Raw genomic sequence first — 15,643 nt, 5'->3', positions numbered from 1 at the left:
GATTGATCGGCTTCGGTGGTGTCGCGGCGTACCGTCGAGGCCGAATCGAAGACCGGCGCGACAAACCAAACTTGAGCGGAATAGACTCAACTCTGACACCGTTGGATGAAACGACAACAAACGACGCTCCAACCGACACGGAGGATCAGTGGATTCGTTCAATCCCACCACCAAGACTCAGGCGGCACTGACCGCTGCTCTTCAGGCCGCCTCGGCGGCGGGCAATCCGGAGATTCGTCCGGCGCACTTGCTGGTGGCGTTGCTGGATCAGACCGATGGCATCGCGGCACCGCTGCTCAAGGCCATCGGCGTGGATCCGGCGACGGTCGAGCGCGAGGCGGGTGACATCGTCGACAAGCTGCCGCGCGCGACCGGCGCCACCACCACCCCGCAGCTGGGGCGCGAGGCGCTGGGCGCGATCACCGCCGCGCAGCGACTGGCGACCGAGCTCGGCGACGAATACGTCTCCACCGAGAACCTGCTGGTCGGGCTGGCCACCGGCGATTCCGAAGTGGCCAAGCTGCTCCAGCGGCACGGCGCGACACCGGAAGCGCTGCGCGACGCGTTCACCGCGGTCCGCGGCAGCGCGCGGGTGACCAACGCCGATCCCGAGGCCAGCTACCAGGCACTGGAGAAGTACTCCACCGACCTCACCGAGGCCGCGCGCGCGGGCAAGCTCGATCCGGTGATCGGGCGCGATACCGAGATCCGGCGCGTCGTCCAGGTGCTGAGCAGGCGCACCAAGAACAACCCGGTCCTCATCGGCGAGCCCGGCGTGGGCAAGACCGCGATTGTCGAGGGGCTGGCCAGGCGCATCGTCGAGGGCGATGTGCCCGAGTCGCTGCGCGGTAAGAAGGTGATCTCGCTGGATCTGGGCGCGATGGTCGCCGGCGCGAAGTACCGGGGTGAGTTCGAGGAGCGGCTCAAGGCCGTCCTCGACGACATCAAGAACAGCGCGGGCGAGATCATCACCTTCATCGACGAGTTGCACACCATCGTCGGCGCGGGTGGTACCGGCGATTCGGCGATGGACGCGGGCAACATGATCAAGCCGCTGCTGGCCCGCGGCGAGCTGCGGCTGGTCGGCGCGACCACCCTCGACGAGTACCGCAAGTACATCGAGAAGGACGCCGCCCTGGAACGGCGCTTCCAGCAGGTGCTGGTCGGGGAGCCGTCGGTGGCCGACACCATCGGCATCCTGCGCGGCATCAAGGAACGCTACGAGGTGCACCACGGCGTGCGGATCACCGATTCCGCGCTGGTGGCGGCCGCGACACTGTCGGATCGCTACATCACCTCGCGGTTCCTGCCGGACAAGGCGATCGACCTGATCGACGAGTCGGCGTCGCGGCTGCGCATGGAGATCGACTCGCGGCCGGTGGAGATCGACGAGGTCGAACGCGCGGTCCGCCGGCTCGAGATCGAGGAGGTGGCGCTGGAGAAGGAGACCGACGCCGGCTCCAAGCAGCGGCTGGAGAAGCTGCGCCAGGAACTGGCCGACGATCGCGAGAAGCTCGGTCAGCTCACCACGCGCTGGCAGAACGAGAAGAACGCCATCGACTCGGTGCGCGGACTCAAAGAACAGCTCGAGGCGCTGCGCGGGGAGTCGGAGCGGGCCGAACGCGACGGTGACCTGGGCAAGGCCGCCGAGCTGCGCTACGGCCGGATTCCCGCGCTGGAGAAGGAACTGGCCACGGCCGAGCAGGTCAGCGGGGCGGCCGCCGACGGCGAGGTGATGCTCAACGAGGAGGTCACGCCGGACGACATCGCCGACGTGGTGTCGTCGTGGACGGGTGTGCCGGTGGGCCGGATGCTCGAGGGTGAGACCGCCAAGCTGCTGCGGATGGAGACCGAGGTCGCCGGCCGCGTGGTCGGGCAGGAGGAAGCCGTACGGGCGGTGTCGGACGCGGTGCGCCGCGCCCGGGCCGGGGTCGCCGATCCGGACCGGCCGACGGGGTCGTTCATGTTCGTCGGGCCGACCGGCGTCGGCAAGACCGAACTGGCGAAATCGCTGGCCGATTTCCTCTTCGCCGACGAGCGCGCCATGGTCCGCATCGATATGAGCGAGTACAGCGAGAAGCACTCGGTGGCCCGCCTGGTCGGCGCGCCGCCCGGATATGTGGGCTACGACCAGGGCGGTCAGCTGACCGAGGCGGTGCGCAGGCGGCCATATTCGGTGGTGCTGTTCGACGAGATCGAGAAGGCGCACCCGGATGTGTTCGACATCCTGTTGCAGGTGCTCGACGAGGGCAGGTTGACCGACAGTCAGGGCCGCACGGTCGACTTCCGCAACACCATCCTCATCCTCACCTCGAACCTCGGCGCCGGTGGCGACAAGGACGAGGTGATGGCGGCGGTGCGGCGCGCGTTCAAGCCGGAGTTCATCAACCGGCTCGACGATGTGGTGATGTTCCACGCCCTCGACGCCGAGCAGCTCGAGTCGATCGTCGACATCAACCTGCGGCAGCTGCAGAAGCGGCTGTCCCAGCGCAGGCTGACCCTCGATGTGAGCACCGAGGCCAAGCAGTGGCTGGCGGTGCGCGGCTACGACCCGGCCTACGGCGCGCGGCCGTTGCGCAGGCTGATCCAGCAGGCCATCGGCGACAGCCTGGCCAAGGAACTGCTCGCCGGCGAGATCGTCGACGGGGACACGGTGCGGGTGACTGTGGACGATGCCACCGACAAGCTGGTCGTCGGACGCGAAGTTGTCCACAGCTCGTGATTTATCCACAGCCCGGTGCGTGCGGACCTCCCAAACGCATCAGGCTGACCTACGCTGGAGCCCATGACGAACCCGAACGATCCGTGGGGGCAACACCCGGAGGATTCGCCGACCGAGAGGTTGGGTTCGCCGGGTATGGAATCGACCAAGCCGTACGGGTCGGGGTTCGACGAGTGGGGGCAGCCGTCGAACCCGACCATGGCGTTACCGCCGCACGACGCGCAGTGGGGTGCCTACGAAAGTGGTTATCCCGCAGCGCAACCCCCACAGCAGCCCCCACCGCCCGGCTACGGCCAGGGCTATCCGGGTGGTCCGCCGCCGGGTTATCCGCCGCAACCGCAGGGCGGTGACCAGGGGCAACCGCCCAAACGCAATACCGGTTTGTGGATCGCGCTCGGCCTGGGTGTGCTGGGTCTGATCGCGGTCGGTGGTGTGCTCGCCGGTTTGATGCTCAGCGGCGGCGAGTCCGACGACAACACCGCTTCGGCGCCGCCGAGCAGCCAGCAACTGCTGGTCCCGCCGACCTTCCAGCAGACCACCCCGGCCACACCGCCCGGTACCGGCGGGCTGCCGGGCCTGCCCGGTCTCGGCGACGAGGAACTCGGCGCCACGATGGGCAGCATCACCGCCAACACCGGCACCGAGATCACGCTGAGCACCCTCGGCGGGTCGACCGTGCGGGTGCTGATCGACGATGCGACCCAGGTGATCTCGCTGACCAGCACGAAGGCGAGCGAACTCCCGGTCGGCGACATGGTTATGGTGCAGGGCGACAAGAATCCAGACGGGTCGATCCACGCCGAGATCATCATCAGCACGGCGTTACCGAGCGGCCCCCGATGAGCGACCCGCGCGTCGAATCCCCGGTGCTACCGGGCAATCACGGCGACGGCTGGATAGGCTAGGCGACGATGACGGCTATGTGGTTCGGGTTGGCGGCGATCGCACTCGTGGGTGCGGTCGTGCTGCTGTATTTCGATCGGGTCCAGCGGCAGCGGACCGGGCACGCCAGGCAGGTGTGGGCGAAGTCCCAGGGCTACACCTATGTCTCGGTGGAGCCCGCGCTCGCTTCGACCTGGCGTCGTGGCGCGCTGGCCAAGCTCGGCTACCTCTCGGCGGTCGACGTGGTCTCCGGCATCCGCAAGGGCGAGAAGTTCGTTCTCTTCGATCTCGAGGACGCGGCCACCCTCGTCGCGGTGCGCCGCCAGATCGGCTCCGAGATCGATGTCGACATGCGGCTCAAGACCGCGGCACCGCCCAAGGACCACGACCTGGAACTGCTCGGCGCGATCGGTGACCGGGTCGTGTTCGCCACCGACCCCGAGATCGCCCGGCACGCGGTCGACCAGCGGATGGTCGGTTTCATCGAATCGCTCACCGACTCCACGCAGATGCTGTGGAGTGAGGGCAACTGGACCCTCGGCATGCTCCCGGTCGGCAGTGGCACCAAGGACTGGGAAAGCGCCATCGACGTGGTGCTTCGCCTGTCCGGTCTGCTGCACGTGCTGCCGCCGGTGGCCGAACCCAGCGAGTACAACCGCACCCGCTCCAATGCCGACGAGCCCCTCGGCGCGGGTTTCCGCGCCGAATACGACGACGACCTCGACGACCGCGATCCGGTCGACGTCGAGGACCGCGGCCGCGCCCGCTTCCCCGGCCCCGACGACGACGAGGACCGCTTCCGTCCGGGCCCGGCGAGCCCCGGCGATCGCGCCCCCGCCGAGCCCGAGGACGACTACCCGTTCGATCAGCGCGCCTCGCTCAACCGCCCGCCCCGCCCCGCCGACTACGACCCGGACCTCGACGACCCCGAGTTCGAGGACCAGCCCGCGCCCGGCCGTCGCCCGCTCGGCGAGCCGCCGCGGCGACCGTCGCTGGCCGTGGTCCCCGAGCCGCGTCCCCGGGTCGAGCCGCCGCTGCCGCGCGAGGAGTCCGAGGACGGCAGGCCCGGCGGCCCGTTCCACCCCGGTTTCCGGCCGTATCAGGGCCCGGTACCCAAGTGATCCCCGGCCGCGGTGACAGTTGCCGCGGCCTGTTCCCGTCGACCCGAATCGACCAGCGATGACCGATAGTCCCGTGCGCCTGCCCGGCGTCACCCGCCCTGTCGCCATGATCACCGGACCGACGTCCGGCATCGGGCAGGGCTTCGCCCACCGCCTCGCCGCCCTCGGCTACGACCTGGTGCTCGTCGCCAGGAACGAGTCCCGGCTGCGTGCCCTCGCCGACGAGCTCGGCCGGCGTTACGCCACCTCCGCCGAGGTGCTCGTCGCCGACCTCGCCGATGACGACGACCGCGCCCGCGTCGCCGAACGCGCGGCAAAGGGCCTCCAGTTCCTCGTCAACAACGCGGGTTTCGCGCACTCGGGGGAATTCTGGACGCTCGAGCCCGGTGAGCTGCAGGCCCAGCTCGACGTCAACGTCACCTCGGTACTCCAGCTGACCAGGGCCGCGCTGCCGTCGATGATCGCCGCGGCGTCCGGCTCGATCGTGAATGTGGCCAGCGTGGCCGGGCTGATCCCCGGACGGGGGTCGACCTACTCGGCCTCCAAGGCCTACGTCGTATCCTTTTCCGAAGGGTTGGCAGGCGGCCTGGTGGGTACGGGTGTGCGCGTGCAGGCACTGTGTCCCGGTTTCGTGCGCACCGAGTTCCACGAGCGCGCGGGCATCGAGATGGGTTCGGTGTCGCAGCGGATGTGGCTCGACGTCGATCAGGTCGTCGACGGGTGTCTGCGGGACCTGGACTCGGGTCGGGTGATCAGCGTGCCCGGCGTGCAGTACAAGGTGCTCACCACGGTGGCGGGCTTCGTCCCGCGCGGCCTGATGACCCGAATGAATCGCGGACTATTCAACGCACGCGGAAGGACATGACCATCATGATCGACCAGGCACGTCAGGCGCTCACCGAGGCCGATCGCGACCAGCTGGCCGCGCTCGTGCGCGAGCTCGCGGTCGTGCACGGCAAGGTGACGCTGTCCTCGGGCAAGGAGGCCGACTACTACGTCGACCTGCGCCGCGCGACGCTGCACCACCAGGCGGCCCCGCTGATCGGTTCGCTGCTGCGCGAGCTCGTCGCCGACTGGGACTTCGACGCGGTCGGCGGACTCACCATGGGCGCCGATCCGGTCGCGATGGCGGTGATGCACGCACCCGGCCGCCCGATCGACGCGTTCGTGGTGCGCAAGGCCGCCAAGGCGCACGGGATGCAGCGGCAGATCGAGGGCCCGAATGTGGTCGGCAAGCGGGTGCTGGTCGTCGAGGACACCACCACCACCGGTAACTCGCCGCTGACCGCGGTGCGCGCGCTGCGCGACGCGGGCGCCATCGTGGTGGGCGTCGCGACCGTCGTCGACCGGGAAACCGGCGCTGACCAGGTCATCGCCCAGGAGGGGCTGGAATATAGGTCCATCCTCGGACTCGATGACCTTGCTCTGAGTTAGCCTGAACAGCGCCAAGCCCGGGCGACGATGTGGTTGCCCGGTAATTCTGAAGGACGTGTGAGTCACCTGTGGTGAGCATTGCAGTAAACAAAGGTCGCGACAACGTTGCGATGCTCGGGATCGGTGCCTACCGCCCGCAGCGCATCGTCAGCAATGCCGAGGTGTGCGAGACCCTCGACTCGACTCCCGACTGGATCTACGAGCGCACCGGTATCCACAACCGGCGCTGGATCAGCGGTGACGAGACGATCCGTTCGATCGCGGTGGCCGCGGCCGACCGCGCGCTGCGCAACACCCCGATCGAGCGCGACAAGATCGGCGCGGTCCTGCTGTGCACCTCGAGCTGGCTCAAGCTCACCCCGCACGGCGCGCCCTCGGTGGCCTCCGACCTGGGTCTCAACGGCGTCGCCGCCTTCGACCTCACCTCCGGCTGCGGCGGCTTCGGTTACGGGCTCGGCGTCGCCGCCGACCTGATCCGGGCCGGCTCGTTCGACTACGTGCTGGTGATCGGCGCGGAGACGATGACCGTCGGCCTGGACAAGTCCGACCGCGGCACCGCGATGATCTTCGGTGACGGCGCGGGCGCGGTCGTCGTCGGTCCGGCCGAGGACAACGGCATCTCGCCGACGGTGTGGGGCAGCGACGGCGAGAACGCCGAGGCCATCGCCCAGAACATCGACTTCCTGGCCTTCCAGGATCGCGCCCAGAAAATGCAGGGCACCGATCCCGAGGTGGAAGCGGTGGGCCAGATGTCGCTGCGGATGGAGGGGCCGAAGGTCTTCCGCTGGGCCGCGGTGACCCTGCCGCGCGCGCTCTCGGCGGCACTGGAGAACTCCGGCGTGGCCAAGGAAGACATCGAGGTCTTCATCCCGCACCAGGCCAACGCCAGGATCAACGAGCTGATGAAGAAGAACCTCGGCCTGGCCGACGGCATCCCGATGGCCAACGACATCGAGAACACCGGCAACACCTCGGCCGCCTCGATCCCGCTGGCGATGGAGGAGATGCTGGTGACCGGCAAGGCTAAGGGCGGTCAGCTGGCGCTGCTGCTCGGCTTCGGCGCCGGGCTGAGCTACGCGGGCCAGGTCGTCACCCTGCCGCCCGCCCCGAAGGAACCGAGCTTCTGACGTGCGTGCGCTGCGAGCCGGTTATCTCGCGGCGGCGGCGGTCACCGTCTTCGGTGCCGTCACCGGCCGCGAACGCCTGCAATGGGTGGCCAAGCCGCTGCTGATGCCGCTGCTGGCCGCCGACACGATGACCAGCGGTGCCGAGCTCGACCCGGCCGAACGCCGGATCCTGCTCGGCTCGCTGGCCGCGGCCACCGTCGGCGACGTGCTGCTCATCGACCCCGACGACGACCGGCGCCTGATCGCGGGCGCCTCGTCGTTCGCGGTGATGCAGACCGGCTATTCGATCCTGTGGTGGCGCCGCGGCGCCCGCCCGCGCCCCGAGATCGCCGCGCCCCGGCTGCTCGCCTGGCTCGGTGCGGCGGGTTTGCTGCGCGCCAAGGCCCCGAATCTGCTGCTCCCGCTGACCGCCTACGGCGCGACGCTCGGGACGGCGGCCACCCTGGCTTCGGATCCGGCGCTCGCCCCGGAGTCGAAGAACGTTGCGGGACTGAACATCCCGAACGCGGATCCGCGCAGCCGGCTCGGGATCGGTGCTTTGCTGTTCACGGTGTCCGACGGGCTGATCGTGCTGCGGCGGCTCTTCGCGCGCACCGAGCGGGAACGCCGGGCGAGCGAAGGCGTCATCCTGGCGACCTACGCCGCCGCGCAATACCTGCTCACCGACCCAGCCGTACACAGCCGCCGAGACACGACCGTGCCGCGGCCGCAGTAAACCGCGCACTGCCCGCCGCGCGGTGGTCGCCGGAGTTTTCGTGCAATCGCGCGTCCGCCAGTCAGTTTTCTGTCTGTACATGCGAGAAATGCACGACTACGCCGGACGACTCCATCGAGAGCACCGACCCGGCCGCCCGATCGTGGCCCTACCGTCACCGGGGGCGCCCCACGACTCAGCGAACACAGCCTTCTGGCCGACAGATTTCGAGAGCACATGGGTAACTCACCGGGTACGGGCTGAGTCCACCCGTGCCTACCCGCCGACGCAACGCGGCAACAACCCTAGGTCTGGCCAAAATCGCGGAGAGGCGGCAACAGCATGATGTGGTCGCGGTCGTGGGGGTCGACGCGGATCGGCAGGGTCTGGCCGATGATCATGCGGGGTTTGTCGACCGGCATCACGTCGACCACGATCCGGCCGTGATAGCTGGCAGCGCCGGGCACGGTGAGTTCGACGTCGAGTTCGGTGAGTTCGCTGGCGTGGTCGGTGCGGGTCAGCGGGTGCACGCCGTCGATGCGGGCCCAGCCTTCTAGTCCGTGTCTGCGGAGCCGGCGATCGGCTCTGGTCGGCATGGATGCCAGCGTCATCGCGATGCCGGCGGCCGAACCGAACAGCCCGACCATGATCAGCACCTGATACGGCGTGGTCCCGGGCGGGGTGTGCGGCACGAGCCAGCCCAGCCACACCGCCAGCGCGATGAGATATCCCGCGACCACCCAGATCAGTGCCCGGAAGATGCGCGCGTGTTCCATGTCGACACCGCCTCTTGCCGTACTCCACCAGGATAGGCCGCGAAACGGTGGCGGCCAGGTACCCGGCGCCGGTGGCCGCCGCCTAGCATTCTCCGGGTGAGTGAGCCAGTGGAATCGCCCGAGACGCAGGTCCCCGGACCGACCGAATGGGGCGAGCACCCGCACGGACTCGGCCCGTGGGAGCAGGAGTACGGCACGCCGGCGCCCACCGGCGATCGCTACGACCCGGTGCTGCTGGCCGAGGGCGACCGGCGCAATGTCGTCGACGCCTACCGTTACTGGACCAGGGAGGCGATCGTCGCCGATATCGACGCGCGCCGTTTCCCGTTCCATGTCGCCATCGAGAACTTCGGCCACGACGCCAATATCGGCACCGTCGTGCGCACCGCCAACGCCTTCGCCGCCGCCGCGGTGCACATCGTGGGGCGGCGTCGCTGGAATCGGCGCGGCGCGATGGTCACCGACCGCTACCAGCATCTGGTGCACCACACCGATCTGGCCGAGCTCAGGGACTTCGCGGCCGGCGCGGGTCTGACCGTCGTCGCGGTCGACAATGTGCCCGGTGCGGTGCCGCTGGAGACAGCGCCGCTGCCGCGCGAGTGCCTGCTGCTGTTCGGGCAGGAAGGCCCGGGCGTCAGCGATGACGCGAAAGACGCTGCGGCGCTGACAGTTTCGATCGCCCAGTTCGGCTCGACCCGCAGTATCAACGCCGGTGTCGCGGCGGGCATCGCCATGCACGCCTGGATTCGTCAGCACGCTGACCTGTCTCTGGCCTGGTAAACCGGGCGCCGGCGAGCAGTGTGATCGAATCGGCCTCAGATCGGTAACGGAATGGGCGCGGAAACCGGGCGACAGCTGGCACCATGGAGCCATGACCTCGCCCAGCGGCCGGCGGCCACAGTCCTCTGATCGCGCCGGATCCGTGCCGTCGCCTGCGCTGTGGTCCGAGCGTGCCGACATGGCCGAGTCCGCGATCGTCTCGCGGCATCTGCGCACGCTGTGGGGTTGTCCCGGAACGGAATTGGGTGTCGTCGGCTGGCCGGCGACCCGGCGCGAACGGGCCTTCGTGAGCTGGCACTACTGGTGGCAGGCGCATCTGCTCGACGTCGCCGTCGACGCGGCCAACCGGGTCCCCACCCCGGCCCGGCGCCGCCGCATCGGCGCCATCGCCCGCGCCCATCGACTACGCAACATCACCGGCTGGACCAACCGCTACTACGACGACATGGCCTGGCTGGCGATCGCGCTCGAACGCGCCGAGCGCACCCAGGACCTCACCTCGGCCCGCGGCGGCCTGGCCGCGCTCGAACAGCAGCTCTACGGCGCGTGGGCGCCGGAGGTCGGCGGCGGCATCCCGTGGCGGGTGCGTTCGGACTTCTTCAACGCCCCGGCCAACGGTCCCGCCGGCATCGCGCTGCTGCGCCTTGGCCGGGTCGAGCGCGCCCAGGCCATGGCCGACTGGCTCGACGCCACCCTGCGCGATCCCGAATCCGGCCTGATCCTCGACGGCATCCACCTGCCCGGCGGCGAGATCGAGCGCCCGGTGTTCAGCTACTGCCAGGGCGTTGTCCTCGGGCTGGAGACCGAACTGGCCGTGCACACCGACGACGAGCGCCACGTCGAGCGGGTCAGCAGGCTGCTGGCCGCGGTCGAAGAACACCTGACCGGCAAGCTGGTCATCGCCGGTGGCGGTGGCGGCGACGGTGGCCTGTTCAACGGCATCCTCGCCCGCTACCTCGCCGTCGTCGCGCTGATGCTGCCCGGTGAGGGCAAGCAGCAGCAGATCGATCGGCGCACGGCCGCCGCCATCGTCAAGGCGTCGGCGAGCGCGGCCTGGGCCAACCGGCTCGAGGTCGAAGGCGAGCCGCTGTTCGGCCACGACTGGAGCAAACCGGCCAGGTTGCCCGGCGGCACGGCGGGCGCGGGCAAGTTCACCGCGGGCGGTTCGGTGACGGCCTCGGCCGTGCCCGAGCGCGACCTGTCGGTGCAGCTGTCGGGCTGGATGCTGATGGAAGCCGCCTACCAGGTGACCGCGGCGGGGCTCTAGCGCTCGGCGTCGCTGGTGACGCTGCCCAGCTCGTCCAGATCGAAGTCCTCGGCCGGCTTGGCCATCTCCTGGCGGTAGTGCCGCAGGCCGAGAATCGTCCCGATCACCAGTCCGGCGATGAGTGTGCCGATCACCGCGGGCATCAGCCACGAGACCCGCTCGAGGAACTCGCCGGCGTAGTAGCCGATCAGCAGCAGCACCGGCGCCCAGATGATCGCGCCCAGCGTGCTGGCGATGGTGTAGCGGCGGTGGTCCATCCGGGCCGCGCCCGCCACCATCGGGCACAGCGTGCGCACCCACGGAATCCAGCGCGCCACCAGCACCGCGAAGAAGCCGTGGCGTTCCAGCAGCGCGGTCACCTTGGCCAGGTTCTCGGTGTTGATATAGCGGCCGTTCTTGCGCACGACCATCCGATGCCCGGTGCGGTGACCGACCACATAGCCCACCTGATTGCCCGCGATCGCCGCGAGCATGGTGCCCACCGACAGCGCCCACACCTGGGACTCGCCGTTGGCGTGTGAAGCGAGCACGATCCCCGCCGTGATCAGCATCGAGTCACCGGGCAGGAACAGCCCGATGATGAACGCGCACTCGAGGAAGACGAAGACCAGCACCACCGTGCAGACCACGGCGGGGCCCGCCGAGATCAGCGGATCGAAGGAGCCCAGAGCGTGTGTCGACGGTCCTGCGGTCACTGCGATCAGTGCGCCTCGTTCGCCGAAGCGGCCAGCTCGCCGGCCTTCGCGGTCTCGGCGGGCGCGTTGCGCCGCTCGAGCACCTTCTTACCGACGGTGATGATCGCGGGCAGGATCGAGACGAACACGATCAGCAGGAAGATCGACTCGATGTGATCGCGGATGAAGCCGACATTGCCGAGGAAGTAACCCAGGATCGTGACACCGCCACCCCAGAGCACGGCGCCGACGATGTCGAAGGCCACGTACTTGCGGTAGCTCATCTTCGACACACCGGCCAGCACCGGCATGAACGTGCGCACGATCGGCACGAACCTGGCCAGGATGATGGTCTTCGGGCCGTGCTTTTCGAAGAACTCGTGCGTCTCGGTGATGTACTGCTTCTTGAAGAAGCGGCTGTCCTCCTTGCGGAAGATGGCCGGACCGATCTTGCGGCCGATCCAGTACGCGCATTGGTCGCCGAGGAACGCGGTGAGGATCACCAGCGGAACGAGGGCCCAGATCGACAGCTTCGCGTCGGGTTGCGCGGCGAGCATGCCGCCGGTGAACAGCAGTGAGTCACCGGGCAGCAACGGGAAGAGCAGACCGGTCTCGATGAAGACGATGGCCAGGATGGCGGGTAGAACCGCGTGTGCGAGCCAGGTCTGCTCGAGCAGATACATCGGGTCCAGCAACTGTGTCAACGCGAGGTTGTTCGTCACCGCGTCGGATACCGCCAGCAAAGTCACGGCCCCCACAGTACCGGGCGAATCTGGGACGTGAGCACCGGTGAACCTCTCGTTGCCTTCCTAATTTAGGGTGTGGCCTGACAGAATTGGTTTTCGCTCCCCACACACGGAGGTCACTGCTGTGCCTATCGCGACTCCGGAGGTCTACGCCGAGATGCTCGGCCGGGCCAAGGCGCACTCGTTCGCATTCCCGGCTATCAACTGCACCTCGTCGGAGACGATCAACGCCGCAATCAAGGGCTTCGCGGACGCGGGCAGCGACGGCATCATCCAGTTCTCCACCGGTGGCGCCGAGTTCGGCTCCGGTCTGGGTGTGAAGGACATGGTCACCGGCGCGGTGGCGCTGGCCGAGTTCGCGCACGTGGTCGCCGCCCGCTACGACGTGACGATCGCGCTGCACACCGACCACTGCCCCAAGGACAAGCTGGACACCTACGTGCGTCCGCTGCTCGCCATCTCGCAGGAGCGGGTGAACAACGGCCGCAACCCGCTGTTCCAGTCGCACATGTGGGACGGCTCGGCCATCCCGATCGACGAGAACCTCGAGATCGCCAAGGAGCTGCTCAAGCTCTCGAAGTCCGCCAACATCATCCTCGAGGTCGAGATCGGCGTCGTGGGCGGCGAGGAGGACGGCGTCGAGGCCGAGATCAACGACAAGCTCTACACCTCGCCCGAGGACTTCGAGAAGACCATCGACGCGCTCGGCGCGGGCGAGAACGGCAAGTACCTGCTGGCCGCCACCTTCGGCAACGTGCACGGTGTGTACAAGCCGGGCAATGTGGTGCTCAAGCCCGAGGTGCTGGCCGAGGGCCAGCGCGTGGCCGCCGCCAAGCTGGGCCTGGCCGCCGACGCGCAGCCCTTCGACTTCGTCTTCCACGGTGGTTCGGGCTCGCTGAAGTCCGAGATCGAGGACTCGCTGCGCTTCGGTGTGGTGAAGATGAACGTCGACACCGACACCCAGTACGCGTTCACCCGCCCGGTCGCCGGTCACATGTTCGCCAACTACGACGGTGTGCTGAAGATCGACGGTGAGGTCGGCAACAAGAAGACCTACGACCCGCGCAGCTACCTGAAGAAGGCCGAGACCTCGATGGCCGATCGTGTCGTCGAGGCCTGCAACGACCTCAAGTCGGCCGGGCGTTCGGTCAGCGGTTCCTGATAGGACCTCATGAGTCTAGATGTCCGCGTGCTCGGGCCCGTTCGTCTGCTCGTCGGTGGTGAGCCGGTGGCTGTCGGCGGGCCCAAGCCGCGCGCTCTGCTAGCCGCGCTCACCGTCAACCGGCGGCGCGCGGTGTCCTCCGCCGTGCTGGCCGAGATGGTGTGGAACGAGGATCCGCCGGACTCGTATGCCGCGAGTCTGCAGGTGTTCGTCTCCAATATCCGCAAGGCGATGCGCAACGCGGGGATCGACTCCGCCCAGGTGCTGCGCACCGAGGGCGCCGGCTATCGGCTCGAAATACCCGATACCGCTTGCGATCTCGGCCGTTTCGAGTCGGCGCGGGAAGCCGGTTCGCGCTGCTTCGAACTCGGTGACCATCCCGGTGCGGCGAATCTGTTCGGCGCCGCGCTCAAGGAGTGGTCGGGCCGGGCGCTGGCCGATCTGGCCGGGCTGCAGTTCGCCGACGGTTTCGCGACGGCGATGAACGAGGAGCGGCTACTCGCCGCGTCGGCGCGGGTCGACGCTGAGATCGCTTGCGGGCGCGCGTCTTCGGTGATCGGCGAGCTGGTCTCGATGACCAACGAACACCCGCTGCGCGAGCCGCTGTGGGGGCAGCTGATCACCGCGCTCTACCTGTCCGGCAGGCAGGCCGACGCGCTCGAGGCGTGCCGCCGGGTGCGCAGCGTGCTCGCCGAGGAACTCGGGATCGATCCCGGCGCCGCGCTGATCGACCTGGAACAGCGGGTGCTGCGCCAGGAACCGCTGAATATGTTGACCGTCAAGCGTTCCGAGCAGGTGGCCGCGGCGATGACCGAGACCGTCACCGAGGTGCCGCGCTCGATCCGCAACGGGAATCTGCGCTTCGCGGACGGGCGCACCATCCCGATTCCGCACGGCGGCATCAGGATCGGGCGGATGACCGACAACGAGCTGGTCCTCGACGACCCCAAGGCCAGCCGCTACCACGCCCACATCATGCCCAGCCGGGCCGGGCTGCTGATCAAGGATCTGCACTCGGCCAACGGGGTGTATGTGAACGAATCGCCTATCGACAGTGGGGCTTTGCTCGCTGACGGGGACGTGATCCGCATCGGCGCGACGTTGTTGACGTTCCTGGCTGTTTCCTAGGCGGCCCGCCGGCTCCGGAGCTGTCTAGGTCAGGCGGATTTCGGCTACCGCGCGGCCGAAAAGCTTGCGGCCCTCCGACATTCCGCTCAGCAGCACTGTGGCGGCGCGGCGGTCGTGGTCGATCGACTTGATCTTGCCGGAGAACTCGATGACGCCCGCCTCGGTCGGCGGCACCGGCACGAAACCGGAGAAGCGCACGCTCAGCTTCTCGATGGCGGTGGGGTCGCCCAGCCAGCCGGTGAGGTAGTCCGCGGCCAGGCCCATGGTGAGCAGGCCGTGCGCGACGACCGTCGGCAGACCGGCGAGCTCGGCGGCACGGTCGCTGAAGTGGATCGGGTTGGGGTCGCCGGAGACGCCGGCGTAGTTGGCGAGGTCGCCGCGGGTCACCCGGGCGGTGCCGACGGGGAGCTCGCCGCCCTTGACCAGGGAATCGAACTCGGGGGTGGTGTTCACCGGGACGATCTCGCGTGCCGGGGCAGGCCTGGCCGCTGCGGACTGGCGGAACAGCACGTCGCCGTTGTCCACCCCGGCGACGGTGACCGGGCGCGGCTGCATACTGATGTTCTCGACGGCCTCGACGATATTCGGGTCGACCTCGACACCCTTGCGGGCGACGATGGTCGTCGTGCCCTGCACGGTGACCTCGTCGTGCTGGTTGACCAGCTTGAAACCGACGGCGACGAAGTCGTTGTCGCCGAACTGGCGGATCGACTCGATCTCGATCTCGGTGGTGATCCGGTCGCCGGCCAGGATCGGCCGGTAGATCTCGAACACCTGGTCGGTCTGCAGCACCTGCGAGAGGTCGTACTCGGTGAGGACATTGTCCAGCAGCGCCCTGGTGGCACTCATGCCGATCACCGAGGCGAAGGTCGGCGGCGCGATGACACCGTCGTAGCCGAGCTTGCGCGCGTCGACTTCGTGCTGATGGGCTGGATGCAGATTCTGCACCGCCCTGGCGAATTCCCGGATCTTCTCGCGGCCTACTTCATAGTGATCGCGGAACCCGAAACGCTGGCCGACCAGCGTCGCATCCGGGACCACAGCTTCGATGTCCGGCTGCGAGACTGTCTTTTCCCTGCTCATGATCCGGAAAATGTTACCGGGGCATCCAGTCGGATGACCAGTTATGT

Annotated in this window: 15 protein-coding genes; 11 read left to right on the top strand and 4 right to left on the bottom strand. The window is 68.4% G+C overall.

The window, feature by feature from the left end:
- Positions 1-148 precede the first annotated feature (148 nt).
- The 7 genes from clpB to ACFXK0_RS19700 all read left to right on the top strand — a co-directional run bounded on the left by clpB (position 149) and on the right by ACFXK0_RS19700 (position 8,001).
- Positions 149-2,722, top strand: a complete 2,574-nt coding sequence (clpB, locus tag ACFXK0_RS19730; RefSeq protein WP_379411946.1) for an ATP-dependent chaperone ClpB — start codon at positions 149-151, stop codon at positions 2,720-2,722.
- Between the two features lie 63 nt (positions 2,723-2,785).
- Positions 2,786-3,565, top strand: coding sequence for a DUF5666 domain-containing protein (locus tag ACFXK0_RS19725; protein WP_379411944.1), 780 nt, complete (start codon positions 2,786-2,788; stop codon positions 3,563-3,565).
- Between the two features lie 68 nt (positions 3,566-3,633).
- Positions 3,634-4,725 (top strand): hypothetical protein, encoded by a 1,092-nt coding sequence (locus tag ACFXK0_RS19720; RefSeq protein ID WP_379411943.1) that lies wholly within the window; start codon positions 3,634-3,636, stop codon positions 4,723-4,725.
- Between the two features lie 58 nt (positions 4,726-4,783).
- Complete coding sequence (locus tag ACFXK0_RS19715; RefSeq protein ID WP_379411941.1) at positions 4,784-5,590, top strand: SDR family NAD(P)-dependent oxidoreductase; 807 nt, start codon at positions 4,784-4,786, stop codon at positions 5,588-5,590.
- 5 nt (positions 5,591-5,595) lie between these two features.
- A complete protein-coding gene (gene pyrE, locus ACFXK0_RS19710) occupies positions 5,596-6,159 on the top strand; it encodes an orotate phosphoribosyltransferase (protein ID WP_379412019.1) in 564 nt (187 codons plus the stop codon).
- A gap of 68 nt (positions 6,160-6,227) precedes the next feature.
- On the top strand, positions 6,228-7,286 hold the full coding sequence (locus tag ACFXK0_RS19705; RefSeq protein ID WP_379411940.1) for a beta-ketoacyl-ACP synthase 3: 1,059 nt from the start codon (positions 6,228-6,230) through the stop codon (positions 7,284-7,286).
- A 1-nt stretch (position 7,287) separates the two neighbouring features.
- Positions 7,288-8,001: a lysoplasmalogenase gene (locus ACFXK0_RS19700; protein ID WP_379411939.1), complete on the top strand. Its 714-nt coding sequence runs from the start codon at positions 7,288-7,290 to the stop codon at positions 7,999-8,001.
- A 284-nt stretch (positions 8,002-8,285) separates the two neighbouring features.
- Here ACFXK0_RS19700 and ACFXK0_RS19695 read toward each other — a convergent pair whose 3' ends face one another.
- Positions 8,286-8,756, bottom strand: a complete 471-nt coding sequence (locus tag ACFXK0_RS19695; protein ID WP_379411938.1) for a hypothetical protein — start codon at positions 8,754-8,756, stop codon at positions 8,286-8,288.
- 96 nt (positions 8,757-8,852) lie between these two features.
- Between ACFXK0_RS19695 and ACFXK0_RS19690 the strand changes: the two genes are divergently transcribed.
- Complete coding sequence (locus ACFXK0_RS19690) at positions 8,853-9,536, top strand: TrmH family RNA methyltransferase (protein WP_379411937.1); 684 nt, start codon at positions 8,853-8,855, stop codon at positions 9,534-9,536.
- 178 nt (positions 9,537-9,714) lie between these two features.
- Positions 9,715-10,803 carry a glycoside hydrolase family 76 protein gene (locus ACFXK0_RS19685; protein WP_379411936.1) on the top strand — a complete coding sequence of 363 codons (1,089 nt, stop codon included), beginning with the start codon at positions 9,715-9,717 and terminating at the stop codon, positions 10,801-10,803.
- On the opposite strand, the gene ACFXK0_RS19680 is transcribed toward ACFXK0_RS19685, so the two are convergent.
- Positions 10,800-11,498 carry a DedA family protein gene (locus tag ACFXK0_RS19680; RefSeq protein WP_379411935.1) on the bottom strand — a complete coding sequence of 233 codons (699 nt, stop codon included), beginning with the start codon at positions 11,496-11,498 and terminating at the stop codon, positions 10,800-10,802. The genes ACFXK0_RS19685 and ACFXK0_RS19680 overlap by 4 nt on opposite strands.
- Before the next feature lie 5 nt (positions 11,499-11,503).
- Positions 11,504-12,160, bottom strand: a complete 657-nt coding sequence (locus tag ACFXK0_RS19675; RefSeq protein WP_379412018.1) for a DedA family protein — start codon at positions 12,158-12,160, stop codon at positions 11,504-11,506.
- Between the two features lie 187 nt (positions 12,161-12,347).
- Here ACFXK0_RS19675 and fbaA point away from each other — a divergent pair, with 187 nt between their 5' ends.
- Positions 12,348-13,385, top strand: coding sequence for a class II fructose-bisphosphate aldolase (gene fbaA, locus ACFXK0_RS19670; RefSeq protein ID WP_379411934.1), 1,038 nt, complete (start codon positions 12,348-12,350; stop codon positions 13,383-13,385).
- A gap of 9 nt (positions 13,386-13,394) precedes the next feature.
- Positions 13,395-14,513, top strand: coding sequence for a BTAD domain-containing putative transcriptional regulator (locus ACFXK0_RS19665; protein WP_379411933.1), 1,119 nt, complete (start codon positions 13,395-13,397; stop codon positions 14,511-14,513).
- Between the two features lie 24 nt (positions 14,514-14,537).
- Here ACFXK0_RS19665 and ACFXK0_RS19660 read toward each other — a convergent pair whose 3' ends face one another.
- Positions 14,538-15,596, bottom strand: coding sequence for a fused (3R)-hydroxyacyl-ACP dehydratase subunits HadA/HadB (locus ACFXK0_RS19660; RefSeq protein WP_379411932.1), 1,059 nt, complete (start codon positions 15,594-15,596; stop codon positions 14,538-14,540).
- Positions 15,597-15,643: the final 47 nt, after the last annotated feature.

The sequence above is a fragment of the Nocardia sp. NPDC059177 genome, from assembly GCF_042755165.1.
Taxonomy (GTDB): Bacteria; Actinomycetota; Actinomycetes; order Mycobacteriales; family Mycobacteriaceae; genus Nocardia.
The sequence above is the reverse complement of the archived record's forward strand: the minus strand, read 5'-3'. Positions and strand labels throughout refer to the sequence as shown.

What these genes read in the sequence shown, in the direction of transcription:
- ACFXK0_RS19660 (WP_379411932.1), bottom strand. Translation starts at nt 15,596, where the DNA reads ATGAGCAGGGAAAAGACAGTCTCGCAGCCGGACATCGAAGCTGTGGTC.
- ACFXK0_RS19720 (WP_379411943.1), top strand. Translation starts at nt 3,634, where the DNA reads ATGACGGCTATGTGGTTCGGGTTGGCGGCGATCGCACTCGTGGGTGCG.
- ACFXK0_RS19685 (WP_379411936.1), top strand. Translation starts at nt 9,715, where the DNA reads ATGGCCGAGTCCGCGATCGTCTCGCGGCATCTGCGCACGCTGTGGGGT.
- pyrE (WP_379412019.1), top strand. Translation starts at nt 5,596, where the DNA reads ATGATCGACCAGGCACGTCAGGCGCTCACCGAGGCCGATCGCGACCAG.
- ACFXK0_RS19675 (WP_379412018.1), bottom strand. Translation starts at nt 12,160, where the DNA reads ATGTATCTGCTCGAGCAGACCTGGCTCGCACACGCGGTTCTACCCGCC.
- ACFXK0_RS19725 (WP_379411944.1), top strand. Translation starts at nt 2,786, where the DNA reads ATGACGAACCCGAACGATCCGTGGGGGCAACACCCGGAGGATTCGCCG.
- ACFXK0_RS19695 (WP_379411938.1), bottom strand. Translation starts at nt 8,756, where the DNA reads ATGGAACACGCGCGCATCTTCCGGGCACTGATCTGGGTGGTCGCGGGA.
- ACFXK0_RS19715 (WP_379411941.1), top strand. Translation starts at nt 4,784, where the DNA reads ATGACCGATAGTCCCGTGCGCCTGCCCGGCGTCACCCGCCCTGTCGCC.
- ACFXK0_RS19665 (WP_379411933.1), top strand. Translation starts at nt 13,395, where the DNA reads ATGAGTCTAGATGTCCGCGTGCTCGGGCCCGTTCGTCTGCTCGTCGGT.